We start from the raw sequence: 26,412 nt of genomic DNA, 5'->3' as shown, positions 1-26,412 counted from the left end.
GCTTCAGTGCTTGGTCTTCAGGCCAGCCAGCGCCGCGAAGGGCGATGGCCGCTTTTCTTCCTCGGGTGCAGCCTCGGGCTCCACCTCGCCGTCTGCGCCGGTCACGAGCGAGTCGTGAACCGTCGGGCAGACCACATGCTTCGGTGCCGTCGGCAACGCCAACAGCACTTCATCTTCAATCAGTTCCAGCGCCGAAAACTTCTTCGAACCCACGATCACGTCGAGTTCGTCGTCATCCATCGGTGCCTCGTCGGCGGCCGCTTCACTGACCACCACTTCAAAACACATCTTCGTTGCGACCGGCTCGGGATACACGCCCAGGCAGCGCTGGCAATCGAGCCAGACGCGGCCGTTCACCGTCACGTCGATAAACAGGCGCTGCGATACCGGCGCACCGGGTTCAACAGCCTCTTCACGCGTAAAGCCGCTCAAGGTGTACGCAAAAGCCTCATCCGCGGCCGATGCTGGCGCATCGGCTGCCGTCTCGGCTAAGATGCGCGGCAAATCGCGCACTGGCACCTCTCCCGCCACATTGCCACCTTTGCGGCAGAAGGCGAAGAGATCGGTTTCACGCAGGTCGAAGGCCACGGCGGACGCCGTTGGCTGGGTCGGCTGACTCATACTGAATCGCAGTAATGCCTTGTTCGCCACACACAATCGGCAACGCATGTGCCTGTGCAGCCAAACGCGCGATTATACGTGGAATTTCCCGGAACGGTCAAAGTATACGAACCACCGCGCGAACCGCGCCCGTTCTTCATCGCTTTCTTGCGCACGCCTATATATATGTCTTCCGACGCCCGCCCTACCCTGATCCTCGGGTCGAGCTCCCCATACCGCCGCGAACTGCTGGCGCGCCTGCAGATTCCATTCGAGGTAGCAACGCCCGATATCGATGAAACCCCGCTGCCCGGCGAACGCCCCGATGGCACCGCATTGCGTCTCTCGCGCCTGAAAGCCGAAGCCATCGCCGCGCGACATCCAGGCGCACTGGTCATCGGATCCGACCAGGTCTGCACGCTCGACGGCATGCAGATTGGCAAACCCGGCACCCATGAAAAAGCGCTGGCGCAACTTCAGCTGATGCGTGGCAACACCGTCACATTTCACTCCGCCCTTTGCCTGCTCGACAGCCGCACCGGCGTAGCGCAATTGTCCGACGTACAAACACTCGTCACGTTCCGCGACCTGACCGATGCGGAGCTGGATGCCTATCTGCGCATCGAGACGCCCTACGACTGCGCCGGCAGCGCCAAGGCCGAAGGACTGGGTATCGCGCTGCTTTCCCGCGTGGAATCGGACGATCCCACCGCATTGATCGGCCTGCCGCTGATCGCGCTGACCGGCATGCTGCGCCAGGCCGGCTACCCGTTCTTTGGAGCCTGACTCATGGCTGGCACGCTTTTCCTGATTCCCAACACCCTCGGCAAGCGCGACGAGCACGACCCGGTGATCGACGTCATCCCCGCCGGCGTGCAGCAGATTGCCGCGCAACTGGACTACCTTGTCGCCGAAAACGCCAAGACCGCGCGCGCATTCCTGAAGAAGCTCGGCGAAACCGCCCCACTGGCCCACGCAATCCAGCAGATCGAAATCCGCGAGCTGAACGTCAATACCAAGGCCGATGCATTGGGCGCGCTACTCGATCCCATCGCCGCCGGCCGGAATGGCGGACTGCTTTCGGAGGCCGGCGTACCGGCCGTGGCCGACCCTGGCGCCGATCTGGTACGACTCGCTCATTCGAGGGGTATCAAAGTGCGGCCGCTGGTGGGCCCCAGCTCGATTCTGCTGGCCGTGATGGGATCGGGCCTGAACGGCCAGAGCTTCGCGTTCAATGGCTACCTGCCAGTGGATGCCGACGAGCGCGCGAAGAAACTGCGCGATCTGGAGCAACGATCGCGCAAGGCGCAGCAAACGCAGGTGTGGATCGAAACGCCATATCGCAACGGGGCGTTGCTGGAAGCGCTACGCCAGCATTGCTCGGGCACGACCTTGCTGTCGATTGCCGTAGACCTGACGCTGCCGTCAGAGACCATTGTCACGCTGCCGATCTCGGCCTGGCGGCCGGATCGCCTGGAACTGCACAAGCGCCCGGCGATTTTCTCGCTGCTGGCACAGTAACCAGCAGCCGGAGGCCCCCGTTCCCGTCGCGGGAGGGGGCCGCTTGCACGCTTAACGCACCACCGGCGCGTTGACGCTCAGCATCACTTTCATCGCAGCGGATCCCACCGCCGCGCCAAACCGCTTGGCCACGCGCTCGGCGATGTTTTCCTTGACGGTGTAGTCGACGATGTCTTCGGCCTTGAACACGTCGCGCGCCACAAAGTCCGCGCTGCCCAGACCGTCAGCCAGACCCAGTTCCACGGCACGCTCGCCTGACCAGAACAAGCCCGAGAACAGTTCCGGGTCGCTCTTGAGCCGGTCGCCGCGGCCTTCCTTGACTACGTTGATGAACTGCTGGTGGATCTGCTTGAGCATCGACTCGGCATATACCTTCTGACGCGGCACCTCGGGCGAGAACGGATCGAGCATGCCCTTGTTGGATCCCGACGTGTATAGACGCCGCTGCACGCCAATCTTGTCCATCAATCCCGTAAAACCGAAGCCGTCCATCAGCACGCCGATCGACCCGACGATACTGGCCTTGTCGACGTAGATCTTGTCGGCCGCCGCGGCCACGTAATAGCCGCCCGACGCGCAGATTTCCTCCACCACGACGTAGAACGGCTTGTCCGGATAGATCTTGCGCAGGCGGTGGATCTCATCATTGATGATGCCGGCCTGCACCGGCGAACCGCCCGGCGAGTTGATCTTCAGAATCACGCCCGCTGCCGAAGTGTCGGCAAACGCCGCCTGCAGCGATGCGTTGATGGACTCCGCGCTGGCTGGCGTGCCGGCCGCGATTTCCCCTTCCAGCGTCACCATTGCCGTGTGGCGGCCACTGGTGCTGGTCAGTCCGTCGCCCTTGAAGTCGATGATCGCGAACAGGATCAGTGCGAGGATGCCCAACCCGACCAGGCGGAAGAAGATCTTCCAGCGCCGCGCCGCGCGTTGTTCGCGCAGACTGGCCAGCAACACCTTTTCCAGGACATCGCGCTCCCAGCCACCGCCGGCACCGCTCGTACCCACCGGCGTACTGGCCGTGCCGGCCATGCGTGAGCGACGTTCGTCGGCCTCGCGCCGTGCGGCGTCGTCTCCCGCCTTCAGCTCCTCTTCGAGCGGAAAGTCGGCGCGCTTCACCGTTTCGAGTTTCTCGTCGCGCGTGGCTGGCGCCTCGGGTTGCTGGTCGGCTTGACCCGGCTGATCGGATGGCGATGGCGGTTTTTGCTGTTCTGTCATGCAGGTGGACTCAAGCGTCAAACGATGACCCGGCTCCGCTCAGCTGGCGTCGGGCGAAAAAAAAGGGGCTTCGGGCTGCCAGTAGACGGCGCCCTCCCGTTCCTCGATTCGGAGTTTGGCCAACGCAGCGCCCCGGCAAGGGCCGCCTACGCACAGGCCGGTGTCCGGCGCATAGGTTGCGCCATGTGTCGCGCACATCAAGTATAGGCCCGCACTATCGAAAAAGTGCCCTTCCTGCCAGTCCAGCTCCATCGGAACATGGGCGCACTGGTTCAGGTAGCCGTGTACCACACCGTCGTAGCGGATCACGAATGCGCCGATGTCGCGTGCCGACGGCACGGTCGCCACGCGCACGGTGAAACGCACGCCCGCGCCGCCGTCGACCAGTTCTTCCGCCGCGCACAGCCGGCGTGGCTCCAGGCTGCGGTCAGGCATTCGCGAGCAGCCACTCCTGCAGGTCGGCAATCGAGGCGGCGCAATGCACCGGCGACATCGCACGCAGCGAATCGGCGGGATGTGCGCCGTAGCATACTCCCAACCCCTGCGCACCGGCATTGATCGCCATCTGCAGGTCATGCGTCGTATCGCCAATCATCAGAGTGCGCCCGATGTCCTGGCCCAGTTCACGCGTCAGCTCATGCAGCATGGCCGGATGCGGCTTCGAGAATGTCTCATCCGCGCAGCGCGTGGCATCGAACAACTTGCCCAGGCCGGTACTGGCCAGCGCACGCTCCAGCCCCACCCGGGTCTTGCCGGTGGCGACACCCAGGAAATAGTGCTCGGCGTGAAGCGCTTCGAGCATCTCGCGCACGCCCTGGAACAGCACCAGTTCAGCATCGCGCGTCAGGAAGTGATAGCGATAACGCTCGGCCAGGCGCGGGTAATCCACCGGGTCGAGCGTAGGCACGGCGTAGGACAGCGCATCCTTCAGGCCCAAGCCGATGACGTGGCTGGCAGCGCTGTCGTCAGGCACCGGCAAGCCCAGGTCGCGGCTGGCCAGTTGAATGCACTTGGCGATGGTGGGCGTGGAATCCATCAGGGTTCCATCCCAGTCGAAAACGATCAGGTCGAAGCGCTGCCTGGCCATTGAGGTCCTTGGTCGATGCGGAAAGTGTTGCGGATATAGGTTACGGCGCGTGCGCCAGTCTTCACTGGGCGGCCCCAAGCGGCGTCAATTGTTGCAAAAACTCAACACATTCAGCAGGCAGCGGTGCCGATACCGTGGTCGGCGCACCGGTATTCGGATGAACGAACGTCAGCCGATGCGCGTGCAGGAACATCCGCTTGATGCCCGGATTCGCCCCGCTCCGTGAAAGTGCCTTGTTGAGCGCAAAATCGCCGTACTTCTCATCACCGACGATCGGGAATCCCGTGGACTGCAGGTGCACGCGGATCTGGTGCGTACGGCCGGTCTTCAGTTCGGCCTCCAGCAGGGTGTATCCCTCGAACGCCTTGACGCGGTTGAAGATCGTGTGTGATGGCAACCCGTCAGCCTGCACACGCACGCGCCGCTCACCGTCGGCCGTGCTGTACTTATATAGCGGCAGCTTCACGTGTTGGCGCGCGTTCGGAAATTCGCCTGCCACACAGGCAAAGTAGCGCTTGTCCATGCCATTGCCGCGCATTTGCTCGTGCAGGTTCACAAGCGCCGACCGTTTCTTGGCCAGCACCAGGATTCCCGAGGTCTCCCGATCCAGGCGGTGCACCAGCTCCAGGAATTTTGCCTCGGGACGCGCGCGCCGCAATTGCTCGATGACGCCGAAGGCCACGCCCGAACCACCGTGGACGGCCACGCCCGCGGGCTTGTCGATTACGAGCAGATGGGTGTCTTCGAACAGCACCGGAAACTCGCCGGCCGGCACATAGGCGGCGTCGCCAGCCGCCTTTTCCGCCACACGCATCGGCGGTATCCGCACCACATCGCCCAGCTTCAGCCGGTAAGTGGCATCGATCCGCCCCTTGTTGACCCGCACTTCGCCGGAACGCAATACCCGGTAGATGTGACTCTTGGGCACGCCCTTGGCCACCTTGAGCAGGAAGTTGTCGATGCGCTGACCTTCCGAACTCTCGTCGATCGTGACATACGCCACCTGGAGTCCACTCGCGCGGGAACGCGGCTCCGTTTCAATTTGATGGCGTAACTCATTCATTTTCAATATAATTTCCCAGCCATTCCCAGCCAAAGACCGGGAGTGTGCGACCTGTGTAAGCGATGTTTGGCGCGAACCCCAACCGGAATGCCAGCCATTTTGCGGCAAACCGGAACGGAATATGCAGGACGACCCGGCAATTGTTTTGGGTAGTCCCACCAGTATCCGCGCGAGATTCCGCATTTTACACTTCGGGTTGCCGCCAGCCCGGCCCGTCTCCCGCATGTTGCGTACCCCGCAGGCGCCAGACAGGCAAATGGTGGCAATCAGCAGCACGCACGCGCCGCGCCGGCGCGCAGGAAGCCGCCCAGAGGCAGCTTCGGCAATCAGCCGGCCGACACGTGGAAACAGAGTGTTCAGGTAGAAAAGAATTCAGTGTGGGTGCCGGCAACAGAACAGGCATCCACATCGGTGAGAGAAGACCGCCCGCACCGGGAACCGGTGCCGGCCCGGCAGGAGACACCCTGCCATCTGACCTGCAGTATCGGCCGCGATCCGTCGATGGTCGTCGTAGTTCGACGATTCGACGCAGGCGCCCGAGCGCAGAACGCGAAGAAGCAGCGGCGCGCCCGCCAGCGGACAGGTCAGATTGGCAATGGCATGCAACTGCTGCGTCCGGATGATTGCTCTTTGACGCGTCCTGGCCATCCCGGCCCCGGCTGCGATGAGGTAGCGTTGCCTGTGCCGCTGGCACGGCTGACCGCCACCCCTCGCCCCCGGCCCGCCGGCATCCGCCAGATATCGCTGCATCAGGAGCAGTGCCCATTTGCCCTCTCCCTATCCAGCAGCGGACCCGCCGCAGCCTTATTGCGGATGACCGGACGCCGACAGCCTCTCCTTTCACCCGCGCCCAGCCGCCTGCGTTGCAAAACGCGACGGCAACTTAGGCAATTCTCCCGCCCTCGCTCTCTTTCCTCGCGTGCTCCCTGGACCGTCGCGGGCATGACCCATTCATGACCCATAGCGTGCCTGCGACACTGGAGTGAGGTATTGCGATGAAACGCATGCTGTTTAACGCGACGCAACAGGAGGAGTTGCGCGTCGCGATCGTCGATGGACAGAAACTGATCGACATCGACATCGAAACTGCCGGGCGCGAACAGCGCAAGGGCAATATTTACAAGGGTGTCATCACCCGCATCGAGCCGTCGCTGGAAGCCTGCTTCGTCAATTACGGCGAAGAGCGCCACGGCTTCCTGCCTTTCAAGGAAGTGGCTCGCGCCTTCTTCAAGGATGGCGTGGACGTGCGCAATGCGCGCATCCAGGATGCGCTGCATGAAGGCCAGGAACTGATCGTCCAGGTGGAAAAGGAAGAACGCGGCAACAAGGGCGCAGCCCTGACCACGTTCATCTCGCTGGCCGGCCGCTACCTGGTTCTGATGCCGAACAACCCGCGCGGCGGCGGCGTGTCGCGCCGCATCGAGGGCGAAGACCGCCAGGAACTGCGCGAGACGATGGCGCAGCTGCAGGTACCGGAAGGCATGAGCATCATCGCCCGCACCGCCGGTATCGGCCGTGCCGCCGAGGAACTGCAGTGGGATCTGAACTACCTGCTGCAACTGTGGAAGGCCATCGACGGCGCCGCCGGAGACAACAAGGCCCCGCTGCTGATCTATCTGGAATCGAGCCTGGTGATTCGCGCCATTCGCGATTACTTCCAGCCCGATATCGGCGAAATCCTGATCGATACCGACGAGATCTACGAGCAGGCCCGCGCCTTCATGAGCGTGGTCATGCCCGACAACATGAACCGCGTGAAGAAGTACCGGGACGATGTGCCGCTCTTCTCGCGTTTCCAGATCGAACACCAGATCGAATCGGCGTATTCGCGCATGGTGATGCTGCCTTCCGGCGGCGCCATCGTGATCGACCATACCGAAGCCCTCGTATCCGTCGACGTGAACTCGGCCCGCGCCACCAAGGGCGCGGACATCGAGGAAACCGCGCTGCGCACGAACCTGGAAGCGGCTGACGAAATCGCCCGCCAGCTGCGCCTGCGCGACCTGGGTGGCCTGATCGTGATCGACTTCATCGACATGGAGTCCGGCAAGGCCCAGAAGGACGTGGAAACACGCCTCAAGGACGCGCTGCGCCACGACCGCGCCCGCGTGCAGATGGGCAAGATCAGCCGCTTCGGCCTGATGGAGCTGTCGCGTCAGCGTCTGCGTCCGTCGCTGTCCGAGGGCTCGCACATCACCTGCCCGCGCTGCAATGGAACGGGTCATATCCGCGATACCGAATCGTCCGCCCTGCAGGTGCTGCGCATCATCCAGGAAGAGGCGATGAAGGAAAACACAGCCGCCATCCACTGCCAGGTGCCGGTGGAAGTGGCCGCTTTCCTGCTGAACGAAAAGCGTCAGGACATCAACCTGATCGAACTGCGCTTCAAGGTCAATGTGCTGCTGATTCCGAACAAGCATCTGGAAACGCCGCACTACAAGCTGGAGCGCCTGCGCCACGACGACCCGCGTCTGGAAGATTCGACCGCCAGCTACCGCATGGCCGAGGCCGCCGCGAAGGAACTGGAAGCCGACACCAGCTACAGCAGCCGCAAGAAGGAAGACGCCCGTCCGCGCCAGGAAGCTGCCGTCAAGGGCATCACGCCCGACGCGCCCGCACCGGTTTCCGTCCCGCGCCCCGAGCGCGCACCGAAGCCCGAAACGGCCGCGGCCCGCCCGACTCCGGCCACGCAGCCCGTGGCCAGCGGCGGTTTCATCGCCTGGCTGAAGGGCCTGTTTGGCACGAAGCCGGCACCGGCGCCTGCCGCCGAGCCGGTGAAGTCGGCTGCCGAAACCCAGGCTCGCGGCGAAGGCCGCCAGGGCCGTGGTGAGCGTGGCGAACGCGGCCAGCGTGGTGAGCGTGGCGAAGGCCGCCAGGGTCGCGGCGAACGTGGCGAACGTGGCGAGCGTGGTGAACAGCGCGGCGAGCGCGGTGAGCGCCAGGGCCGTGGCCAACGCGGCGAGCGTGGCGAGCGCACCGAACGCGCCGAAGCACAACGCGGTGAGCCGCGCGAGCAACGCGAACCGCGCGAGCAACGTGAACCACGCGAGCCGCGCGGCGAACGCCAGCCGCGTGCGCCGCGTGAAGGCCAGGCAGCCGTCACGCCGGCCGGCGCCCCGGCCGAGCGCGCCGAAGCGCGCCGCGAGCGCAACCAGGAACGTCGCGAGCGTCAACGCGAACGCCAGCGCGAGCGCGCAGAGGCACGCGATACCGAGGAAGCGCTGAACGTCGAAGGCGCTGCACCGCAGTCGGCGCTGGAAGCAGCCCATGCCGCGCCGGCCGTCATCGCTGCCTTGGATATCCCGGCTGGCGCCCAGGGTGTGGAAGCCGCAACCGCTGAAGCCGGTGAAGGCGAAGGCGAGGAGCGCCGCCGCCGCAACCGCCGTGGCCGCAACCGCTACCGCCGCGAGCGCGACGAAGGCACCAGCCTCGAAGTCAACGAAGGCAACCTGGCCGAAGTCAGCGCCGGCGTGACCGAGTCGGAAGAGGAATCGGCATCGGCAACCGCTCCGGTGGCCCAGTTCGCCGAACCGGCCGAGCCCGTCCACGCACCGGTAGCGCAAGCCGCCGTGGTCCAGGCTCCGGTTGAAGCCGTGGTCGCAGCAGCCGCCGTCGTGCGTACCGAGCCGGCCGCGCCGGCGGTAGCCGAGCCTATCGCTTCGGCACCTGCCGCCGAACCGGTCTTCGCCGCCGTGGCCCAGCCCCAACCGGCTCCGGTCGTGACGCCGGCCCCGGCGTACCAGGCCGATGAACGCCCGGCAGTGGAAGCACCGGCACCGGTTGCAACCGCCCCGGCCATTCCCGAGCCTGTCTTCGTGACGCCGGAAGTGGCGCCCACGCCATTTGCCGCCGTCGAAGTACCGGCACCGGCTCCGGCAGTAGCAGTGCAAGCGGCGGCCGTTCCGGCCCCGGCAAGCACGAGTACGCCGGCACTGGAATCGATGCTGGCCTCCGCCGGCCTCGAATGGGTACGGACGGACAGCGTCAAGCACGCCGCCGCGCAGGAAGCCGCTGCGCGCATCGTGCCGGCGCCGCGCGTCCCGCGCGAGCGCAAGCCGCTGCCTCCGCTGCCGGAAGGTCCGATGGTCCTGGTGGAAACCGGTAGCAGCCAGCGCGAAATGGCGCAGCAGCAACAGCAACAGCAGCAGTAACCCGCTGCGGGCTGGACAACCAGAAGGGACGGCGATTGCCGTCCCTTTTTTCGTTTGTGCCGCCAACCCGACCTGGCGCAGTCTGATTTGACGCAAAACCGCCCGCTGTACTGCTGTGCCTTGCCTCAATCTGTGCTTCTGTCACGACAGTGTCGCACCCCGGCGAATTGCCGCCCTCGGCTAGAATGGCAAACAGAACGGCCCCTGCGCGCCCCGCGCACCAGACGGCCGTGGCCCCACACTGCCATGACCGATACTGTCATCCCGATTCTCGACCTGCGTGACCATCGATTCCGATCGATGGTGCCGAGCATTCCATCGCGCCTTCTGGCACCGACTGGACTCGTTGCCGACACGCGGGGCCGGCCGCTGCATGACCTGCGCATCTCCGTTACCGATCGCTGCAACTTCCGCTGCGTCTACTGCATGCCGAAGGAAGTGTTCGACAAGGACTACACGTTCCTGCCGCATTCGGAGTTGCTGAGTTTCGAGGAGATCGAGCGGGTTGCGCGCCTGTTCGTCGCCCAGGGCGTCGAGAAGATCAGGCTGACCGGCGGCGAGCCGCTGCTGCGCAAGAACATCGAGCGACTCGTGGAAATGCTGGCTCGCATCGAAACGACGTCCGGCAAGCCGCTGGACCTGACACTGACCACCAATGCATCGCTGCTGGCGCGCAAGGCGCAATCGCTGCGCGATGCCGGCCTGACGCGCGTGACAGTCAGCCTTGATGCCATCGACGACACGACGTTCCGCAAAATGAACGACGTGGATTTCGCCGTGCGCGACGTTCTCCACGGAATCGAAGTGGCTCAGGCGGCCGGCCTGGCACCGATCAAGGTGAACATGGTCGTCAAGCGGGGCACCAATGACCAGGAAATCGTGCCAATGGCGCGGCATTTCCGTGGAAGCGGCATCATCGTCCGCTTCATCGAGTTTATGGATGTCGGCGCCAGCAACCATTGGCAGATGAACGAGGTGCTGGCCTCGGCGGACGTCGTGCGCCGCATCGACGAGGTGTTCCCGCTGGAAGCCGTACAGGCCAACTATTCGGGCGAGACCGCCGAACGCTGGCGTTATCGCGACGGCAACGGCGAGATCGGCGTGATCTCAAGCGTTACGCACGCGTTTTGTGGCGACTGCAGCCGTATCCGGCTGTCGACCGAAGGGCGGCTTTACCTGTGCCTGTTCGCCACGGAAGGCTACGATCTGCGGGCGCTGCTGCGCGACGGACATAGCGACCTGGCCATTGGCAACGCCATCGCCCAAGTGTGGCAGGCGCGCACCGATAACTATTCAGAGCAGCGCAGCGATCCCGCCATCCGCGCCGCGCGCGCCGAGAGCAAGATCGAAATGTCGTATATCGGCGGCTGATGATTGCGCGCGACGACATCACAGGCCTGATCCTGGCCGGCGGCCGCGGCAGCCGGATGGGTGGCACGGACAAGGGCCTGCAGCCATTCCAGGGCATGCCGATGGTGCAGCACACGCTGCAGCGGTTAGTTCCGCAAACCGGCCGGCTGCTGATCAATGCCAATCGCAATCCGGATCGCTACGCCGCGTTCGGCGTCCCGGTCGTCGCCGATGCCATTCCAGACTTCGCTGGTCCATTGGCTGGCATGCTGGCGGGACTGGACCAGTGCCAAACGGCATGGATGGTCACGGCGCCCTGCGATAGTCCATTCCTGCCTGCCGATCTGGTAGCGCGCCTGACCCAGGCCATCGAGGCACAAGGTGCCGACCTGGCTGTTCCGGTGACCGTTGACGCCGACGGGCGCCAGCGATTGCAGCCGGTGTTTTGCCTGATGCCGGCCACGGCCGCGGCCAGCCTGCGCGCCTACGTCGATGCCGGCAATCGCAAGATCGAAAGCTGGGTGACCAGCCAGCGCCTGGCGCAGGTCGTGTTCGAGGATGCCCAGGCCTTTGCAAATATCAACACGCTTGACGAGCTGCGCCAGCACGAGGCAGACCAACGATCAGGCTAGACTTCTTCCCAGAATCCCTTCATCGCCGCCACGCGCCATGCCTTCGTTGCAATCCGTCATCTCCTGCCAGTCCGACTATGACCCCACTGCCCTGCCGGTGGACCAGGCCAATGCCATCATTGCCGACGTCCTGGAGCCGGTGCAAGGCGTCGAACAACTGACGATTCGCGCCGCATTGGACCGCGTGCTGGCGCAGGACGTGATCTCTCCGATCGACGTGCCGGCGCACGATAACTCGGCGATGGACGGCTACGCATTCTCCAGCCAGGCGCTAAAACAGGGCGACGACAGTATCGCGCTGGAAGTCATCGGCACAGCGTACGCGGGGAACGCATTTGCTGGCGAGGCGCACGCGGGACAGGCCGTGCGCATCATGACCGGCGCGATCATGCCGACCGGTTGCGACACCGTGATCCCGCAGGAATTCGTGGAAATCCAGGCTGGTGGCAACCTGATCCGCTTCGCGCCGGACGCCGTACGCGCTGGCGACAATCGCCGGCTGCGTGGCGAGGATCTGGCGCGCGGTCAGGCTGCACTACACGCGGGCCGGATCCTGACACCGGCCGATCTGGGCATGCTGGCATCGCTTGGCGTCGCCGAGATAAAAGTCCGCCGCCGGCTCCGCGTGGCCTTCTTCTCGACCGGCGACGAACTGCGCTCGATTGGTGAGCCGCTCGACCCCGGCTGCGTCTATGACTCGAATCGATATACGCTGCATGGCATGCTGCGCCGGCTCAATGTGGACTTGATCGATATGGGTGTGGTCCGCGACGATCCCGAGATCATGGAGGCGGCGTTCCGGAGTGCCTGCGAAAACGCCGACGCGATCATCACCTCTGGTGGCGTGTCGGTTGGCGATGCCGACTATACGAAGCAAATCATGGAAAAGCTCGGCGACGTCACGTTCTGGAAGATTGCGATGCGCCCAGGCCGGCCAATGGCCTTCGGCCAGATTGCATCGAATGGCCACAAAGCCGTGCTGTTTGGACTGCCGGGCAACCCAGTGGCGGTAATGGTCACCTTCTATCATTTCGTGCGCGGCGCCCTGCACCGCCTGATGGGTGCCGACATCGCGCCACTGCCGCGCATTCGCGTCCGAGCCACGATGCCGATCCGAAAGAAACCCGGGCGCACGGAATTCCAGCGTGGCATTGTCGCGGCGGGCGCCGACGGCAACCTGGAGGTTCGCCTGACGGGCCAGCAAGGATCAGGCGTGCTGCGTTCGATGAGCGAGGCGAATTGCCTTGTCGTACTCGATCACGATCAAGGTTCGGTTGAAGCCGGCGACACCGTGCAGGTGATCTTGTTCGATGGCCTGATCTGATTTCGCGCCCTGCTGATTTCGCACCGGGGCGTCAGAAACCGTCCCGCCACGCGGAACAAGGCAGGCATGAATGCAAAGGATTCATGCGGCCCGTCGATGGGTAGTCGATCAATGGATTGTGTACAGGTGTCGGGTGTCGTTTTTGTGCCGCACTCTTTGCAAGAAAGCACGTAAGGCTACGATAAATGCCTCATCCGTCGGTGGGGCAGTCTAGGCGTCGCAGGCCCCAATCGCTACACTTGCAGCACGAAAATCCGAATCCCCCAATATCTTGTCTGTCGTTATGCACCAGGAGATCGCGTACCTCCATCCCGTCAAGACTGCCCGCGCGCTCGTGCTCGTGTATCTGTGCTTTTCGGTACCAATCGTAGCTATGGGCCTATTTGTTGCCTTTGTGCGATATGGCGACCTGCCGGGCATCGCGGTCTTCACGGCTCTGATCCTCAACGCACTAATCGGTTTTGGCCTGCTCTGGCTCGGTTGCCGCGCCTACAACTGGGTGGCCGCCCGTTTTGGCGGCATCGAGGTTCACATCCGTGAACTGAGCCCCGAAGACCGCCAATAAGCTGACATCAAACCGCTGGTAACCGCTGGCAAGCCTCCGTCAAGCCAGCCGGTCCTCGTGCTGCTGCCCCGCGACGTCGTCCGGCGGGGCAGTTCCGGCTTCCGTGCCGGAACCGAGCGCACCTGACGTTCCGAGCAACTGCTCAGCCATCTCTCCCGGCAATGCCTCCACGGTGCGCAACTTGCGCTCCATCTGCCGCGTCCGCACTTCTGCCTGCTCGATATTGCGCGCCGCGCGTACCAGCGTATCGCGCGTCTTGGCCAAGACCTCGCCAAACTTGCCAAACTCGGTCTTGACGGCACCCAGCACCTCCCAGACCTCACTGGACCGTTTCTCCAGCGCCAGCGTTCGAAACCCCATCTGCAGGCTGTTAAGCAGCGCCGTCAGCGTCGTCGGGCCAGCCACGGTAACCCTGAAATCGCGTTGCAGCATGTCCGTCAGACCCGGTCGGCGCAAGACCTCGGCATAGAGGCCTTCGGTCGGCAGGAACAGGATGGCGAAATCCGTGGTGGCCGGCGGAGCCAGGTATTTCTCGGCAATCGTCTGCGCCTCGCGGCGTACAGCTACTTCCAGTTCGCGGCTGGCCGCATTCACGCCGTCGGCATCACCGCGCTCCTGTGCATCCGCCAGCCTTTCGTACTGCTCCTTCGGGAATTTTGCGTCGATGGGCAGCCAGACCGGGCTGCCACCGACCTCCCGGCCTGGCAAACGAATGGCGAACTCCACCCGCGCCCCTGAATTGCGCACGGTCTCGACGTTCTTGCCGTATTGCTCCGGCGTCAGGATCTGTTCGAGCAACATGGCCAGTTGCACTTCGCCCCAGGTGCCGCGCGTTTTGACATTGGTCAGCACCCGTTTGAGATCGCCCACGCCCTGCGCCAGCATCTGCATTTCGCCAAGCCCGCGGTGCACCTGCTCCAACCGGTCAGATACCAGCTTGAACGATTCGCCAAGGCGCTGCTCCAGCGTCGCGTGCAGCTTCTCGTCCACCGTACGGCGCATTTCTTCGAGCTTGGCCGCGTTGTTGGCTTCGATATCGCGCAGCTTTTGCTCGAGAGTCGTCCGTACATCCGCCAGGCGTCGCTCGTTCGCCTCCGACATCTGTGCCAGCTGTTGCTGCTGCACCGTAGCGATGCTCGTCAGCTGCGTCGATAGCTGCTGTTGAAAACGGAGCATCTGCTGCCCCGATTCGCTGCGATTGCCGCGTGCCGTTTCGGCCAGCTCGGCGCGCAGTTCGCGCTCAAGCCGCTCCAGGCCACGCGCAGTGTCCTCGCGCACGTCGTCTCGCAGATCGCCGAGAATCGGCAGCAGGTCCGCGGATGCACCACGCGACTGGCGCATCAGCAGCACGACCAGGAGAATCACGGCCGTCACCGCGGCCGCGAGGGTCAACAAAGGAATAAGCGTCATGAAAACTGGCGATTCAAACCCATCAACGGCGGCTGGACATGACCTCGGGATTGATCACGGTCGGCGGATGGCCAGCCTGCGGCCCGACGTCGAGCGCGGCAATCAGATTGTCCGCAGCCAGATTGGCCATCGCCCGGCGCGTCTTCTCCGACGCGCTGGCGATGTGCGGGGTCAATACTACGTTCGGCACGGTCAGCAGGTCTGGATGCACGCTCGGCTCGCCTTCGAAGACATCGAGGCCCGCCGCGAAGATCTTGCGATCGCGCAGCGCCGCAGCCAACGCGCCGTCGTCGACAATACCGCCACGCGCGAGATTGATCAGTGTGGCCGTTGGCTTCATCAGCGCCAGTTCCGCCGCGCCAATCGCATGATGGCTTTCCGCGCTGTAGGGCAGCACCAGTATCAGGTGGTCAGATTGTTGCAGCAGCTCGGCCTTGCTGACGTAGCGCGCATTCAATGACTGCTCGGCATCGGCCGGCAGCTGGCTGCGATTGTGATAGAGCACCTGCATGCCGAACCCCGCCGCACGGCGCGCAAGGCCCTGCCCGATCCGCCCCATGCCAAGGATGCCCAGCGTGCTGCCATAGACGTCCATGCCAACGAGCATGTCATAGCTCCACCGCTCCCACTTGCCCGCGCGCAGGTAATGCTCTGACTCGGTCACGCGCCGCGCGGTGGCCATCAGGAGCGCCCAGCCGAAATCGGCCGTGGTCTCGGTCAGTACGTCGGGTGTATTTGTCGCAACAACGCCGGCCGCGGTCAGCGCGGGCACGTCGAGGTTGTTGTAGCCAACGGCCATGTTGCAGACCGCCCGCAGTTGCGGCAACGCGGCAACCAGGTCGCCATCGATCCTGTCGGCCGCATTCGCAAGCACTCCCGCCTTGCCCGTCAGGCGCGCACGCAGCGCAGCCGCGTCGAGCACTAAGTCCTCCTGATTGGCGTCGACTTCAAAATACTGCGCAAGGCGCTCGATTACATCCGGAAAGATGGCTCGCGTGACAAGAATGGGGGGCTTCATGGCAGTCATACGTGGAAAAAGAGGAACGTCATCACCAGGAACAGCGGCACCAGCACGGCGCAAGACCATGCCATATAACCGAAGAAGCTCGGCATACGTACGCCACGGCTCTCCGCAATCGCCTTCACCATCAGGTTGGGCGCATTACCGATATAGGTATTGGCGCCCATGAACACGGCGCCCGCGGAAATGGCAGCCAGCGTCGACGCGTCTCGCGTCATGAGCGTTGCCGCATCGCCACCGGCCGTATTGAAGAACACCAGATAGGTCGGCGCATTGTCCAGGAACGACGACAGTATGCCGGTAGCCCAGAAATACATGCTGTCGATCGGCTGCCCGTTGCTATCGCTTACCGCGTGGATCACGCCCGCGAACGCGCCCTCCGTACCGGCCTTGAGCATGGCGATCACGGGAATGATCGTCAGGAAGATGCCGGCAAACAGCTTGGCCACCTCGAGCATCGGCTCCCAATTGAATTCGTTGCCACTGCGCGCGGTACGCGGCGTTAGCAGCAGCGAGGCCAGGGTCACCACGACAAGCAGCACGTCGCGCGCCAGCGCGGGCAGCGGCACCTCGGTGCCCATCACGTCGTACACGATGCCAGGCTTCCACAGCCCGCTCATCAGGACGAGTCCGATTACGGCCAGCAGCAGAGCGAAGTTGACCTTGCCTTCAATCCGCAGGCCCCTGGAGTCTGGCGTCGGGTCCTGCGCCGCCGGCAGCTCCTCTTCACGATTGAGGTAATAGTGCCTGTCGACGAAATAAAAAAGCGCCAGCAGTACGACCCAGATGAAAAGCGTTTCAGGAAAGATGTTGCGCAGTGTCCAGGAGAACTCCACGCCTTTCAGGAAACCCAGGAACAGCGGCGGATCGCCCAGCGGCGTCAGCGCACCACCGGCATTGGCAACAAGGAAGATGAAGAAGACCACGACATGCGCCACGTGGCGACGGTTGTCGTTGGCCCGCAGCAGCGGACGAATCAGCAGCATGGCCGCACCCGTGGTGCCCATCAGGCTGGCCAGGACGGTGCCCAGCGCGAGGATGCCCGTGTTGAGTTTCGGCGTGCCATGCAGATTGCCGCGCACGCAGATGCCGCCCGCCACTACATAGAGCGCGGTCAGCAGGACGATGAACGGTACGTACTCGGCCAGAAGCGCGTGCACGGTGTTGGCCACGGCCGTGTGCACGCCGAACCGGGCAGCGAATGGCGCCAGGAACAGTACACCCCAGGCCGCCGCGATCTTGCCGTAATGGTGGTGCCAGAATTTCGGTGCGACGAGCGGAAACAAGGCAATCGAAAGCAGGATGCCGGCGAACGGCACACCCCACAAAGGCGAAAGCGTGGCGCCATCGAGGTCGGCTGCCCGCGCCCATGCGGGACACAGCAACATCGTGGCAAACAGCATTTGAGGTAGCAGCGTGACGACACGTCGCATCAGACGGGGATCTCCTAAATCGCAACACGCGCCGCCACGCAGCAGGGCGTGGAGCCGTGGGACCGACGACAAGGCGCGCGCGTCAGGGGCATAGCCCAGGGCTTCGGGACGTCGGCACGCGGCGAAGGACCCAGTTTAAAGCAAAGCCCTTTGAGAAAGGTCTGAAAGTGCGCCAATCCGGGCGCTACAGCTAACCCTGGCGGTCAGTCCTGATCGACCAGAATCACATGCACGCGATATGGGCCGTGCGCGCCGAGCACGATGGTCTGCTCGATGTCCCCGGTGCGCGAGGGACCGCTGATGATATTGGTGGCGCGTGGCAGTTGGCCGTGTTCTGCGCGCATGCGCGCGAACGCTTCCTCCAGGTTGGCGACAATGCGCGAAACCGGCACCACGGCAATATGGGTTTCTGGCAGCAGCGCGGCCGATGCGAAGGTGTCCGGCCCCGAAAGCAGCATCAACGAACCGGTCTCGGCAATGGCCACGAAGCAACCAGTAATGCCAACGAGATCGCCGTGCTCGCGGTCAGCCTGCGGATCTCGCACCGGCGGGCGGCACGCCACGTCCAGCCCCTGATCGGCCCACGGCAGATCGCGCAGACTCGTCCACGTGACTGCGCGCCGCTCCAGCTTGAGGCCGTCCAGATAGCGCGATACCGCGCCCGGCACCTCGGCCAGCGTCGCCACACGATCCACCGTCGAGGCCATCTTCCGCGCCTGCACGCTGAACGCTTCGGCACGGTCTTCCGGCACTTCGGGCTGCGGACCCTGCGGATGCCGCGTCAAATAGTCGGCCACCGCATCGCGCTCGCCCGGCGTTACCTCGGCACCCCTGCCTTGGGCGGCACGAATACGGGCAAAGATACGGTCACGGGCTGCGTTCGTTTCCATAGTGTCGGCGAGGAGAGTGGCGGGCTGGGCGATTATAAGAAATCTACGATGAGCAACACGTGAATCCTGTTAAGCGGGCTGCTGAACGTCGAACACCTGCCTCAGGTATGCGAGGTAACCGGGGTCGTCGCACATGGTCTTCTCCGGCGTGTCCGACAACTTGGCAACCGGCTGGTCATTGCAGCGAACCATCTTGATGACGATCTGCAACGGTGTGTAGCCCAGGTCGTTCGTCAGGTTGGTGCCCACGCCAAAGGCCAGCTTGCAGCGACCACGGAAACGCTCATAAAGCTCGATGACCTTCGGGATGTTCAGGGCATCGCTGAAGATCAGCGTCTTGCCGCGCGGATCGACGCGGTTGGCGGCGTAGTGGGCAATCATCCGTTCGCCCCATTCGAAAGGGTCACCGGAATCGTGCCGCACGCCATCGAAGAGCTTGCAGAAATACAGATCGAAGTCGCGCAGGAATGCGTCGAAGCCGTAGGTATCGGACAGTGCGATACCCAGGTCACCGCGATATTCGCGCGCCCAGTTCTCCAGCGCATAGACCTGCGAGTCGCGCAGCCGAGGCCCCAGCGCCTGGCAGGCCTGCAGGTATTCGTGCGCCATCGTGCCAAGCGGCGTCATGTTGTGCAGACGCGCGAAGTGGACGTTGCTGGTGCCGGCCAGCTGCGGCCCGAGTACGGTGCGCATCGACAGCAGCACCTCTTCCTGCCAGTCACCCGAGAAGCGGCGGCGAGTGCCATAGTCCGCAATCACGCAATCGCTGTATCGCGACGATTTCAGCAGGGCCAGCTTGGCCTCCAGCCGGCGGCGGCCCTCGTCCAGGTCGGGCTTGGGCTGCGTGCGGCGGAAGTACACCTCGTTGACGATTGCCAGCAGCGGGATCTCGAACAGGATCGTATGCAGCCACGGACCGCGGATCGTGATGTCGATTTCGCCGTTGCCCTGCGCGGACGGCTGCACCTCCACGTATTTCTCATTCAGGTGGAACAACGCGAGGAAATCGACGAAATCGCTCTTGATGAAGCGCATCCCGCGCAGGTACTCCAGTTCCTCGTCGGAAAAACGCAAGTCGCACAGCTGCCTGAGTTCGTCGCGGATCTCGTCGACATACGGCGTCAGGTCGACCCCGGCATTGCGGCACTTGAAGCGGTATTCGACCTGGGCCTGCGGAAAGTGGTGCAGCACCACCTGCATCATCGTGAACTTGTACAGGTCGGTGTCGAGCAGGGAACGGATGATCATAGCGAAGCCAATGCTGGGGCGCGGCGAAGTCAGGCCATCATGCTAACCGAAAGTCACGCGCCCCATGCGCGGACGGCCGGCGCATGGATTCAGCCACCGTCGAGACCGCGCAGTGCGGGTGTCGCCGGTCGCGCCGGCCGTTGCGACTGCAGGCACCAGAGCCGCTGGCCCCGGTCGTCGTCGCATGTCACCAGCGTCGCCTGCGTGCGCGGTACCGCCGCCGGCAACGGATCGGCGAAAATGCCGGATGCCACCATGATGCGTTCCTGGTAGACCGGCTGCCCCGCGCGATCGAAGCGCAGCACCTGGATCAGCGTGTCGGGCGCGGGCTGCAAGTCCTTGTCGCAAGGCAGAAAGCCATCGCGATTGCAGTTGGCCAAGGCCAGGCCCGCTGGCGTGCGGATGACACTGAAGCTGTCCCAATCGAAAGCGGTCAGCGTGGTCAGGGCAACGGGCTGGTCGGTCCGCGCGCGCCACGCCACCAGGCGCGACACCACGCTGTCGGCCATTTTGTCGGGCCGCGGCGGCGCGGGCTGGGCGAGCGCGCCGGTGCCCAGCAGGACACAAACCATCGCGGCGCTGGCCAATCGGCCCATTAAGCTGGCTGACATGAGGAAGTCCCTTGCAAGATTGCCCCCGATCAAAGAGTGGGAACCGCGCGAAAATGGCACGCAAAGCGCCTGGAGCGGCACTCATCGGCCCGAAAAGCCACGAATGACACAGGGGAATAGTAGTCCGACGGCACGCGGCGCGGATACCGATCCGCCCCAAAACCGGGGCTGCAGGCCGTTCCAGCGCCTGTTTTGCACCGAAAGTACATAAAGAAATAAGAAAACTATCTGACCCGGCTATATAGACTGGCTATCCTTGCGAGAAGGCTCAGCTACAATATCGGTCTTTGAAAGGCCTCGGCCCTCGCTCGCCCCAAGTTATCCCGATTGACACGCGCGATGTTTGACGCGTAGCGGGCAACTCGCAGAGCGGCTGGCAAGAATCCGGCCCTGGACAATATCCCCATCGAAGACCGATCCGTTTTTCTGGAACCGAAATGACTCACGTTGTCACCGAATCCTGCATCCGTTGCCGTTACACCGACTGCGTTGATGTGTGTCCGGTCGATTGTTTCCGCGAGGGCCCGAACTTCCTGGCCATCGATCCCGACGAGTGCATCGACTGCGCCGTGTGTGTGGCCGAGTGCCCGGTGAACGCGATTTACGCCGAGGAAGATGTTCCCGGCGACCAGCAGCAGTTCATCGAGCTGAACGCCGACCTGGCCCGTAACTGGCCGTCCATCACCAAGACCAAGGCCCCGCTGGCCGAGGCCGAGGAATGGAAGGACGCCACCGACAAGCTGCAATACCTGCAGCGCTAAGAAAAGACTGACGCCACAGGTGGCCACTCCCGGCAGCCGCTGCCGGGACGCGCCAGCCAGCGTCACAGAAAGCCGTCCCCACGCGCTTTCCCGTAATACCGGGCACGACCATGCCCACAACGTATCAGGACGAATATGGACTTGAGCATTCCAAATCCCGTGGCCGACGCGACTCAGCAGGCTGGCGGCAACAACGGCGGCCAGCCGCTGGAAATCGACGCGCTGATCGTTGGCGCGGGCCCCGTTGGCCTGTTCCAGGTGTTCGAACTCGGCCTGCTCGAAATCAAGGCGCACGTGATCGACTCGCTCAAGGTGGTTGGCGGCCAGTGCGTGGAGCTGTATCCGGACAAGCCGATCTACGACATCCCGGCCGTGCCCATCTGCACGGGTCAGGAACTGACCGACAACCTGCTCAAGCAGATCGAGCCGTTCTCGCCCACGTTCCACCTGGGCCAGGAAGTCAGCGTCGTGGAACGCCGTGAAGACGGCCGTTTCTTCGTGGAAACGTCGCTCGGAACCCGTTTCATCACCAAGACCATCTTCATCGCTGCCGGCGTGGGTTCGTTCCAGCCGCGTACGGTCAAGGTGGAAGGCATCGACAAGTTCGAAGGCAAGCAACTGTACTACCGCGTGAAGGATCCGAGCCGTTTCCACGGCCGCAACCTCGTGATCGTCGGCGGCGGCGATTCCGCGCTGGACTGGGCACTGGACCTGCACGGCAAGGCCGAGTCGATCGTGCTGATCCATCGTCGCGACGGCTTCCGCGCCGCACCGGCCTCGGTGGCCAAGATGCGCGACCTGTGCGAACAGATGGAAATGCAGTTCATGGTTGGCCAGATCGGCGGCTATGAAGAGAAGGACGGCGTGCTCACCGAGATCAAGGTGACCGGTGGCGATGGCGTGACCCGCCGCATGCCGCTGGACGACCTGCTGGTGTTCTTCGGCCTGTCGCCGAAGCTCGGCCCGATCGCCGAGTGGGGCCTCGAGCTCGAGCGCAAGCAGATCAAGGTGGATACCGAGAAGTTCGAAACGAACATCCCGGGCATCTTCGCCGTGGGTGACATCAACACCTACCCGGGCAAGAAGAAGCTGATCCTGTCGGGCTTCCACGAAGCTGCCCTGGCAGCATTCGGCGCCGCGCCTTACATCTTCCCAGACAAGAAGATCCACATGCAGTACACGACGACTTCGCCGAAGCTGCATAAGGTGCTGGGCGTCGAAACACCGGTATTCGACTAAATCGTCGACGCTCGAACAAAAAAGCCGCCTTTGAGGCGGTTTTTTTGTTTGCACAAACCAAAAAGCTGGCTATAATGCGGCCTCGCTGTTGAACACGGCAACGCGGCAAAAGGCGGAAACGCCCACTGCTGGCCGGTTTCAAGGCGAACCAGAGTTTTACCAACAGCTTCTGACGAAAATAAAACGTTAAAAAGTTGTTGACGAAACGAAGAGAAGCTGGTTATAATTTCTTTCTCAGCTGTTCCCCGATAGCTCAGTTGGTAGAGCGCCGGACTGTTAATCCGTAGGTCCCTGGTTCGAGCCCAGGTCGGGGAGCCAACCAATAAAAGATGAAGGCCGATGCGAAAGCATCGGCCTTTTTCTTTTTCCGCTCCGGTTTCGTCTCTCCCCTCCCCGCACAAACGTTCCAGAAAGTCCGCATCGATGTGGCTATGATGAACAGCCGCAGACACCGAACCAGGACACCGCAGTGAGCCCCCAGAGCTGGATCGACCTCAAGCAGGATGCCGAGACCGGCATCGAGACGATTCGCGCCCACTTCGAAGGCCACGCCTACGATCCGCACTGGCATGACAGTTACCTGATCGGCTACACCGAGCAGGGAATCCAGCAATTCCACTGCCGCCGCGAAATCCAGCGCAGCGTGCCCGGCAAAATCTTTACGCTTGAGCCGGGCGAGATTCACGACGGCTACGCCGTGGCGCCGGAAGGCTTTACCTATTCGATGCTGTATCTCGATGCCCAGTGGATGGAGCGCGAACTGCGCGCACTGTTCGAGAACACGCCCGCCCACTGCCGTCCATCCTTCGCGCAGACGCTAAGCGAAGACCCCCAACTGATTGACGCTATCGACCGCGCATTCACGGTACTGCAGCAGCCCGAACTGCGCATCGTGCGGCAGTCCGCGCTCGACAACCTGCTGGCGCGGCTGACGGAGAATCTGCGCTGGCGCACGCAGCACGCCATCGATCCGCGCCTGCCGCTGGTTGCCCAGCGCGCACGCGATTTTCTGCACGACCGTGTGGACGAAGACATCGGACTCGATGATCTGGCGGCCGCCAGCGGCGTGGACCGTTACCGGCTGACACGCGCCTTCAAGGCCGCCTTCGGGATTGCGCCACACGCTTATCTGGTCCAACTGCGCCTGGCCCGTGCCCGCCATATGCTGGCACATGGCGCCACGCCCGCTGACGTGGCCACGGCGCTCGGTTTTGCCGACCAAAGCCATCTCGGCCGCTGGTTCCGCCGCGCTTATGGCCTGACTCCAGCGCACTACCGCAGACGCTGCTCAAATCTTCCAGACGCATAGGCCCTGCGGCCGCAACAATGGCCGCATGCCCGATACCCTGCCCTTCCTCCCCTTTCTGATGTTTGCAGTCGTCGCGTCGATCACGCCAGGCCCGACAAACGTCATCGTGCTGAGCCACAGTGCACGCCGCGGCGTGACAGCCACGTTGCCGATCATCCTTGGTGGCTGCGGCGGCGCGGCGCTGCTGGTGCTGACGGTCGGCATCGGCGTTGGCGACGCACTATCGACACACCCCCTCCTGCAGCGCGTCATGGCCTGGACTGGCGTGCTCTGGTTGTCCTGGCTTGCGTGGCAGATCTGGCGCAGCCCCGCCGCCGGCATTGAGGCCGACAACGACGGAGATGCCGGCCGCCGCAAACCGCTTGGCCTGATCGGCGCCGCCAGCCTGCAGGTTGTGAATCCGAAGACCTGGATGATGGCGCTGGCCGTAGTCAGCGTCTTTGCCGGTCACGACACCGAACAGTCGCATCAGGTGATGTTGCTGTCACTGATCTTCTTTATCGTGTCGCTGCCCTGCATGGGAGCATGGGGCCGTACTCGGCGCAGGGGCCGCCCGTATCATCCGCTCGCCGGCACATATGAAGCGCTTCGAACGCCTCATGGCGCTGGTACTGCTGGCTTCCGCCTGGAGCAGCCTGTTGCCGTAAAGCAAAACCGGCGATTGCTGGTTCCCGCGCACATTTTCTGGTGTATAGTCTTGGATTGCCCTGAATAGCTTGACTCCCGTTCGGTATACCTGTAAAAGCTTACCGGCGTATTTCTTGCGCAATATCCACGGAAACAGGTAGTCGCCAAGTTTTTACCTAGCTAGGAAAATTTGGCCCGTCACCCCTGACACAGGCAGTATGGATTTCGGTCCGCAGCAGGTTCTAGGGGGCGCACCACGGCAACAGCCGCAGCGTGCGATACCACCGTCACCGAAGGCTCCGGAGCCCGACGTGGCAAGTTTCCCTCCTATGAACCCACCGCCTCTGGCGGTTATTCCTGAAGGACTGAATTGACTAAGATCGTTCTGAAACCGGGCGAGCCCGTTGAAGTTGCAATGCGTCGTTTCCGTCGCGCCATTCTGCAGACTGGCCTGATCGTGGAACTGAAGAGCCGCACCGCCTACGAAAAGCCGACGACCGAGCGCAAGCGCAAGAAGAAGGCTGCCGAGGCCCGCCTGCGCAAGCGTCTGCGCATGCAAATGCTGCCGAAGAAGCTCTACTGATTCGCGCATTGCCAAGAAAAACCGCCAGTTCACTGGCGGTTTTTTTTCGCCCCGGCTCCGGGCGTCCTCAGGCGCGTGTGGCGATCAGCGCCCCGGCCCCGATCAGCGTGATACCCCCGGCGCGCTGCGCATTGGCCTGCGCGCGCTGCGACGTCAGCCGCGTGGCCAGCGAGCGCGCGAGCAAGGCGTAGACCAGAGCGTTGGCCGTCGCCAGCACCACGAATGTCGGGATCAGCACCACGGCCTGCGGCCAGAAGGCCAGCTTGGCGTCGATGAACTGCGGCACGAAAGCCACGAAGAACACGATGCTCTTCGGATTCAACGCTGTGACGAGCCAGGCCTTGGCAAAGCGCTGGCCACCGCTGCCCGACTGCGACGCCACATCGAGCGATCGCGCGCGACTGGCCGTGCGCAGCGCCTGAACGCCCAGATACACGAGGTAGGCCGCCCCCGCCCACTTCAGGGCCGTGAACAGCGCGGCAGACGCTGCCAGGACGGCGCCCAAGCCCGCCATCGACAGCGTGAAGGCCGTCAGGTCACCTGCCGCCACGCCGGCCACCGTGGCGTAAGCGCTGCGGCCGCGATGCGCCAGTGCGTCGCCAATCACCAGCAGGATCGTGGGTCCCGGAATGATCAGCAGGACCACGCTGGTCAACACGAACGCGATCCAGTGCTCGAAGGACATGATGTCTCCTCTTCTTTATCGTTCTGAAACGGTGAGCGTACCCCTGTCCACCCCACTCCGCCACCCCGCCGATACCCCTTGCAATTGGAATGGTCTTGCTGCGATGCGCCAACAATGCGTCACGCGATGGCCTGCATAATGGCGGATATCGCTTGCAAGGACACCCGCCTTGACTGCCATCCTTCAGCTGCGCAACGTGCGCAAACTCTATGGCGACCAGGTTGTCGTCGACAACCTCGACCTGGAAGTCCAGCCCGGCCAGTGCTATGGCCTGCTCGGCCCCAACGGCGCTGGCAAGACCACCACGCTGCGGATGCTGCTGGGCCTGACCACCCCCGCGTCCGGCACGCTGACACTGTGTGGCGAACCGATTCCGCAGCGCGCCCCGCAGGCGCGTATGCGCGTGGGCGTGGTTCCGCAGTTCGACAACCTCGATCCGGATTTTTCCGTGATCGAAAACCTCCGTATCTTCGGCCGCTACTTCGGGCTGTCCTCTGGCGAGATCGCGGAGCGGGTGCCCAGGTTGCTGGAATTCGCACGACTGGAAAACAAGGCCAACGCCCAGGTGCGCGACCTCTCCGGCGGCATGCGCCGCCGGCTGACCGTGGCGCGCGCGCTGATCAACGACCCCGACCTGCTCGTGATGGACGAGCCGACGACCGGCCTCGACCCGCAGGCGCGCCATCTGATCTGGGAACGGCTCAAGTCGCTGCTTGCCGCAGGCAAGACCATCCTGCTGACCACGCACTTCATGGAAGAGGCAGAGCGGCTTTGCAACTACCTGTGCGTGATCGATGCTGGCCGCAAGATTGCCGAAGGCAAACCGCATGAATTGATCGACCGCGAGATTGGGTGCGATGTCGTGGAGGTTTATGGCGACGAACTGGAACCGCTGCGCGACACGCTGACGCCGCTGGCGGATCGCTGCGAAATGCGCGGCGAGACGCTGTTCTGCTACGTGCGCGATCCAGACCCGCTGCTGACCGCGCTGCATGGCAAGGGTGGCGTGCGCTATCTGCACCGGCCCGCCAATCTTGAGGACGTGTTCCTCAAGCTGACCGGCCGCGAAATGAGAGACTGAGAC

The 26,412-nt window shown here is 63.5% G+C and carries 25 protein-coding genes and 1 tRNA gene; 14 read left to right on the top strand and 12 right to left on the bottom strand.

Features of this window, described 5'->3' with window-relative positions; all coding sequences use genetic code 11:
• Window positions 1-3: 3 nt before the first annotated feature.
• A complete protein-coding gene (locus AC3FLX_RS05690) occupies window positions 4-621 on the bottom strand; it encodes a YceD family protein (RefSeq protein WP_488694732.1) in 618 nt (205 codons plus the stop codon).
• A gap of 165 nt (window positions 622-786) precedes the next feature.
• On the opposite strand from AC3FLX_RS05690, the gene AC3FLX_RS05685 reads away from it, so the two are divergent.
• Both AC3FLX_RS05685 and AC3FLX_RS05680 read left to right on the top strand, forming a co-directional pair.
• On the top strand, window positions 787-1,386 hold the full coding sequence (locus tag AC3FLX_RS05685) for a Maf-like protein (RefSeq protein WP_488694611.1): 600 nt from the start codon (window positions 787-789) through the stop codon (window positions 1,384-1,386).
• A 3-nt stretch (window positions 1,387-1,389) separates the two neighbouring features.
• A complete protein-coding gene (locus AC3FLX_RS05680) occupies window positions 1,390-2,121 on the top strand; it encodes an SAM-dependent methyltransferase (protein WP_488694609.1) in 732 nt (243 codons plus the stop codon).
• Between the two features lie 51 nt (window positions 2,122-2,172).
• Here AC3FLX_RS05680 and AC3FLX_RS05675 read toward each other — a convergent pair whose 3' ends face one another.
• The 4 genes from AC3FLX_RS05675 to AC3FLX_RS05660 all read right to left on the bottom strand — a co-directional run bounded on the left by AC3FLX_RS05675 (window position 2,173) and on the right by AC3FLX_RS05660 (window position 5,489).
• Window positions 2,173-3,339, bottom strand: coding sequence for a S49 family peptidase (locus tag AC3FLX_RS05675; RefSeq protein WP_488694607.1), 1,167 nt, complete (start codon window positions 3,337-3,339; stop codon window positions 2,173-2,175).
• A 39-nt stretch (window positions 3,340-3,378) separates the two neighbouring features.
• Complete coding sequence (locus AC3FLX_RS05670) at window positions 3,379-3,774, bottom strand: Rieske (2Fe-2S) protein (protein ID WP_488694605.1); 396 nt, start codon at window positions 3,772-3,774, stop codon at window positions 3,379-3,381.
• Window positions 3,767-4,426, bottom strand: a complete 660-nt coding sequence (locus AC3FLX_RS05665; RefSeq protein WP_488694603.1) for an HAD-IA family hydrolase — start codon at window positions 4,424-4,426, stop codon at window positions 3,767-3,769. Before AC3FLX_RS05665 ends, AC3FLX_RS05670 begins: the two co-directional genes overlap by 8 nt.
• Window positions 4,427-4,487: 61 nt before the next feature.
• Window positions 4,488-5,489, bottom strand: a complete 1,002-nt coding sequence (locus AC3FLX_RS05660) for an RluA family pseudouridine synthase (protein ID WP_488694730.1) — start codon at window positions 5,487-5,489, stop codon at window positions 4,488-4,490.
• A gap of 995 nt (window positions 5,490-6,484) precedes the next feature.
• Here AC3FLX_RS05660 and AC3FLX_RS05655 point away from each other — a divergent pair.
• The 5 genes from AC3FLX_RS05655 (at window position 6,485) to AC3FLX_RS05635 (ending at window position 13,511) form a co-directional block, all read left to right on the top strand.
• A complete protein-coding gene (locus AC3FLX_RS05655) occupies window positions 6,485-9,640 on the top strand; it encodes an Rne/Rng family ribonuclease (RefSeq protein WP_488694602.1) in 3,156 nt (1,051 codons plus the stop codon).
• A 246-nt stretch (window positions 9,641-9,886) separates the two neighbouring features.
• Window positions 9,887-11,011 carry a GTP 3',8-cyclase MoaA gene (moaA, locus tag AC3FLX_RS05650; RefSeq protein ID WP_488694600.1) on the top strand — a complete coding sequence of 375 codons (1,125 nt, stop codon included), beginning with the start codon at window positions 9,887-9,889 and terminating at the stop codon, window positions 11,009-11,011.
• Window positions 11,011-11,622 (top strand): molybdenum cofactor guanylyltransferase MobA, encoded by a 612-nt coding sequence (gene mobA / locus AC3FLX_RS05645; protein WP_488694599.1) that lies wholly within the window; start codon window positions 11,011-11,013, stop codon window positions 11,620-11,622. The genes moaA and mobA overlap by 1 nt, the downstream gene beginning before the upstream one ends.
• A 37-nt stretch (window positions 11,623-11,659) precedes the next feature.
• Window positions 11,660-12,946: a molybdopterin molybdotransferase MoeA gene (gene moeA / locus AC3FLX_RS05640; RefSeq protein WP_488694597.1), complete on the top strand. Its 1,287-nt coding sequence runs from the start codon at window positions 11,660-11,662 to the stop codon at window positions 12,944-12,946.
• Window positions 12,947-13,229: 283 nt separating this feature from the next.
• Entirely contained in the window at window positions 13,230-13,511 is a 282-nt protein-coding gene (locus tag AC3FLX_RS05635; RefSeq protein WP_092594280.1) for a hypothetical protein, read from the top strand.
• A 39-nt stretch (window positions 13,512-13,550) separates the two neighbouring features.
• Here the strand turns inward: AC3FLX_RS05635 and rmuC are convergent, their stop codons facing one another.
• The 6 genes from rmuC to AC3FLX_RS05605 form a co-directional block, all read right to left on the bottom strand.
• Window positions 13,551-14,921, bottom strand: coding sequence for a DNA recombination protein RmuC (rmuC, locus tag AC3FLX_RS05630; protein WP_488694595.1), 1,371 nt, complete (start codon window positions 14,919-14,921; stop codon window positions 13,551-13,553).
• Between the two features lie 22 nt (window positions 14,922-14,943).
• Entirely contained in the window at window positions 14,944-15,939 is a 996-nt protein-coding gene (locus AC3FLX_RS05625; RefSeq protein WP_488694593.1) for a 2-hydroxyacid dehydrogenase, read from the bottom strand.
• Between the two features lie 5 nt (window positions 15,940-15,944).
• Complete coding sequence (locus AC3FLX_RS05620; RefSeq protein ID WP_488694592.1) at window positions 15,945-17,375, bottom strand: sodium:proton antiporter; 1,431 nt, start codon at window positions 17,373-17,375, stop codon at window positions 15,945-15,947.
• Window positions 17,376-17,578: 203 nt separating this feature from the next.
• The gene (locus AC3FLX_RS05615; protein ID WP_488694591.1) at window positions 17,579-18,265 is read right to left on the bottom strand and encodes a LutC/YkgG family protein; all 687 of its coding nucleotides are present in this window, start codon (window positions 18,263-18,265) and stop codon (window positions 17,579-17,581) included.
• Between the two features lie 69 nt (window positions 18,266-18,334).
• On the bottom strand, window positions 18,335-19,513 hold the full coding sequence (gene pncB, locus AC3FLX_RS05610) for a nicotinate phosphoribosyltransferase (RefSeq protein ID WP_488694589.1): 1,179 nt from the start codon (window positions 19,511-19,513) through the stop codon (window positions 18,335-18,337).
• Between the two features lie 89 nt (window positions 19,514-19,602).
• The gene (locus tag AC3FLX_RS05605) at window positions 19,603-20,124 is read right to left on the bottom strand and encodes a hypothetical protein (RefSeq protein WP_488694587.1); all 522 of its coding nucleotides are present in this window, start codon (window positions 20,122-20,124) and stop codon (window positions 19,603-19,605) included.
• A 437-nt stretch (window positions 20,125-20,561) separates the two neighbouring features.
• Here AC3FLX_RS05605 and fdxA point away from each other — a divergent pair, with 437 nt between their 5' ends.
• The 6 genes from fdxA (at window position 20,562) to rpsU (ending at window position 24,643) form a co-directional block, all read left to right on the top strand.
• Window positions 20,562-20,885: a ferredoxin FdxA gene (fdxA, locus tag AC3FLX_RS05600; RefSeq protein WP_488694585.1), complete on the top strand. Its 324-nt coding sequence runs from the start codon at window positions 20,562-20,564 to the stop codon at window positions 20,883-20,885.
• 135 nt (window positions 20,886-21,020) lie between these two features.
• Window positions 21,021-22,124, top strand: a complete 1,104-nt coding sequence (locus tag AC3FLX_RS05595; protein WP_488694583.1) for an NAD(P)/FAD-dependent oxidoreductase — start codon at window positions 21,021-21,023, stop codon at window positions 22,122-22,124.
• Window positions 22,125-22,366: 242 nt separating this feature from the next.
• Window positions 22,367-22,442, top strand: a tRNA-Asn gene (locus AC3FLX_RS05590).
• Window positions 22,443-22,593: 151 nt separating this feature from the next.
• On the top strand, window positions 22,594-23,433 hold the full coding sequence (locus tag AC3FLX_RS05585; RefSeq protein ID WP_488694581.1) for an AraC family ligand binding domain-containing protein: 840 nt from the start codon (window positions 22,594-22,596) through the stop codon (window positions 23,431-23,433).
• A gap of 25 nt (window positions 23,434-23,458) precedes the next feature.
• Window positions 23,459-24,148, top strand: a complete 690-nt coding sequence (locus tag AC3FLX_RS05580) for a LysE family translocator (protein ID WP_488694579.1) — start codon at window positions 23,459-23,461, stop codon at window positions 24,146-24,148.
• Between the two features lie 282 nt (window positions 24,149-24,430).
• Entirely contained in the window at window positions 24,431-24,643 is a 213-nt protein-coding gene (gene rpsU, locus AC3FLX_RS05575) for a 30S ribosomal protein S21 (protein ID WP_008648415.1), read from the top strand.
• Window positions 24,644-24,710: 67 nt separating this feature from the next.
• Here rpsU and AC3FLX_RS05570 read toward each other — a convergent pair whose 3' ends face one another.
• Window positions 24,711-25,328: a LysE family translocator gene (locus AC3FLX_RS05570; protein ID WP_488694577.1), complete on the bottom strand. Its 618-nt coding sequence runs from the start codon at window positions 25,326-25,328 to the stop codon at window positions 24,711-24,713.
• 169 nt (window positions 25,329-25,497) lie between these two features.
• Here AC3FLX_RS05570 and nodI point away from each other — a divergent pair, with 169 nt between their 5' ends.
• A complete protein-coding gene (gene nodI, locus AC3FLX_RS05565; protein WP_488694576.1) occupies window positions 25,498-26,409 on the top strand; it encodes a nodulation factor ABC transporter ATP-binding protein NodI in 912 nt (303 codons plus the stop codon).
• Window positions 26,410-26,412 lie beyond the last annotated feature (3 nt).

The sequence above is a fragment of the Cupriavidus sp. 291-E7 genome, assembly GCF_057798835.1.
Note: the sequence above shows the minus strand (reverse complement) of the source record. Positions and strands in the feature narration are given on the sequence as shown.

What these genes read in the sequence shown, in the direction of transcription:
- AC3FLX_RS05660 (WP_488694730.1), bottom strand. Translation starts at nt 5,489, where the DNA reads ATGAATGAGTTACGCCATCAAATTGAAACGGAGCCGCGTTCCCGCGCG.
- AC3FLX_RS05580 (WP_488694579.1), top strand. Translation starts at nt 23,459, where the DNA reads ATGCCCGATACCCTGCCCTTCCTCCCCTTTCTGATGTTTGCAGTCGTC.
- moeA (WP_488694597.1), top strand. Translation starts at nt 11,660, where the DNA reads ATGCCTTCGTTGCAATCCGTCATCTCCTGCCAGTCCGACTATGACCCC.
- AC3FLX_RS05670 (WP_488694605.1), bottom strand. Translation starts at nt 3,774, where the DNA reads ATGCCTGACCGCAGCCTGGAGCCACGCCGGCTGTGCGCGGCGGAAGAA.
- AC3FLX_RS05685 (WP_488694611.1), top strand. Translation starts at nt 787, where the DNA reads ATGTCTTCCGACGCCCGCCCTACCCTGATCCTCGGGTCGAGCTCCCCA.
- AC3FLX_RS05615 (WP_488694591.1), bottom strand. Translation starts at nt 18,265, where the DNA reads ATGGAAACGAACGCAGCCCGTGACCGTATCTTTGCCCGTATTCGTGCC.
- mobA (WP_488694599.1), top strand. Translation starts at nt 11,011, where the DNA reads ATGATTGCGCGCGACGACATCACAGGCCTGATCCTGGCCGGCGGCCGC.
- fdxA (WP_488694585.1), top strand. Translation starts at nt 20,562, where the DNA reads ATGACTCACGTTGTCACCGAATCCTGCATCCGTTGCCGTTACACCGAC.
- AC3FLX_RS05605 (WP_488694587.1), bottom strand. Translation starts at nt 20,124, where the DNA reads ATGTCAGCCAGCTTAATGGGCCGATTGGCCAGCGCCGCGATGGTTTGT.
- AC3FLX_RS05680 (WP_488694609.1), top strand. Translation starts at nt 1,390, where the DNA reads ATGGCTGGCACGCTTTTCCTGATTCCCAACACCCTCGGCAAGCGCGAC.
- AC3FLX_RS05675 (WP_488694607.1), bottom strand. Translation starts at nt 3,339, where the DNA reads ATGACAGAACAGCAAAAACCGCCATCGCCATCCGATCAGCCGGGTCAA.
- AC3FLX_RS05655 (WP_488694602.1), top strand. Translation starts at nt 6,485, where the DNA reads ATGAAACGCATGCTGTTTAACGCGACGCAACAGGAGGAGTTGCGCGTC.
- AC3FLX_RS05665 (WP_488694603.1), bottom strand. Translation starts at nt 4,426, where the DNA reads ATGGCCAGGCAGCGCTTCGACCTGATCGTTTTCGACTGGGATGGAACC.
- AC3FLX_RS05625 (WP_488694593.1), bottom strand. Translation starts at nt 15,939, where the DNA reads ATGAAGCCCCCCATTCTTGTCACGCGAGCCATCTTTCCGGATGTAATC.
- AC3FLX_RS05570 (WP_488694577.1), bottom strand. Translation starts at nt 25,328, where the DNA reads ATGTCCTTCGAGCACTGGATCGCGTTCGTGTTGACCAGCGTGGTCCTG.
- AC3FLX_RS05620 (WP_488694592.1), bottom strand. Translation starts at nt 17,375, where the DNA reads ATGCGACGTGTCGTCACGCTGCTACCTCAAATGCTGTTTGCCACGATG.
- pncB (WP_488694589.1), bottom strand. Translation starts at nt 19,513, where the DNA reads ATGATCATCCGTTCCCTGCTCGACACCGACCTGTACAAGTTCACGATG.
- AC3FLX_RS05595 (WP_488694583.1), top strand. Translation starts at nt 21,021, where the DNA reads ATGGACTTGAGCATTCCAAATCCCGTGGCCGACGCGACTCAGCAGGCT.
- AC3FLX_RS05635 (WP_092594280.1), top strand. Translation starts at nt 13,230, where the DNA reads ATGCACCAGGAGATCGCGTACCTCCATCCCGTCAAGACTGCCCGCGCG.
- AC3FLX_RS05690 (WP_488694732.1), bottom strand. Translation starts at nt 621, where the DNA reads ATGAGTCAGCCGACCCAGCCAACGGCGTCCGCCGTGGCCTTCGACCTG.
- rmuC (WP_488694595.1), bottom strand. Translation starts at nt 14,921, where the DNA reads ATGACGCTTATTCCTTTGTTGACCCTCGCGGCCGCGGTGACGGCCGTG.
- moaA (WP_488694600.1), top strand. Translation starts at nt 9,887, where the DNA reads ATGACCGATACTGTCATCCCGATTCTCGACCTGCGTGACCATCGATTC.